The 1,119-nt window shown below is 57.3% G+C and carries 1 pseudogene; it reads right to left on the bottom strand.

The annotated features are described in order from the left end of the window. A pseudogene (locus HV796_RS42630) lies at positions 1 to 112 on the bottom strand (electron transfer flavoprotein subunit beta/FixA family protein); the annotation flags it as partial. Positions 113 to 1,119: the final 1,007 nt, after the last annotated feature.

The raw sequence follows: 1,119 nt of genomic DNA, 5'->3' as shown, positions 1-1,119 counted from the left end.
ACGGGTTCATCGACATCTTCACGTTCGCAATGTCCACGCCCGTTTGGTCCGATTTCACGCGCACCTTCACGTTGTAGTCGACCACTCTTTTGACTGGCACCAGAATTTTCAAGGTTGACGGCTCCTCTGTATGAGTTCAATAGTTCGACGCGGGTGCGGGATGCGTTGGTCCCGCCCGGTTGTCCGGCATGGTTCGAATTTGGCAGAACGGGAACGTAAAGGGAATTGTTGATTCTCGAAGGTGGCGTTAGGCGTGGGCTAAGCCGCCGATGGGGATCGTCCACACCGAATGCTGCGTCTGTGACGGTGCCGTGAGTACGGTGGCGCTATCCGTTCCTACGCAAAGGCTGTGTTGAGGTGTGGGGCCACTGACCCTCAGGTCCGTTATCACACGCTCGGGCAGGTGACCGATAAGCGTTGTCTGAGCAACGAGTGCGACGACCTGCGTCAACTTTGTACGGTTCGCGGGCTCCGACTCGAATATCAACCGCTTCAAGCACTTGGCATAGTCCTACGCAGGATGTCCACAGGCTTGTCCGCTGGAACTGTGGATAACGCGAGGCGTTGGCGAACGGGCGTTGCCGTATTGCGAGCACGGCAGCGAATCCGAGATACATCAAGCACTTGCGCATGTCACGCGCAGGTTATGCACATCCTTATCAAGCGATTCTGTTGATAACACGGCGCGACGGGTTTCGATCCGTGCCGCGCCGATGTTGCCGCTCATCGATTCACGTGCGTTGCATGTTGCGCATCGCCGTCTGGTTTTTTCTGAAGTTCTGCGGGTCGATCGCGCCGCCCTATCAGACAGTCTTAGGGCGGATGTCAAATTGTGTCCACAACGATCCGTTCCGTTTGCCCGACCCTTATCATCCGCTTCAACCAGTCAGGCGATATCTAGCTTGATGTGATTGACAGAGGAACGAGACCCGTGAGTCCGGCAACGACCAGCATGAGTAGTCAAACGAAACACAAAGCGCACCCGTCCACTGCGCCGGCACACGTGGATGCGCCACCGCCTGCGTTGAAGTGGTGCTATCCCTTCCCGCGCAAAGGCGGCGGCGAAGTCACCGACCCGCAGGTCTTCTATCACGCGCTCGGGCAGATGACCGATGGCTT

The organism is Paraburkholderia humisilvae (genome assembly GCF_902859855.1).
GTDB classification, from domain to species: Bacteria; Pseudomonadota; Gammaproteobacteria; order Burkholderiales; family Burkholderiaceae; genus Paraburkholderia; species Paraburkholderia humisilvae.
This window is presented reverse-complemented; position numbering and strand designations above follow the sequence as displayed.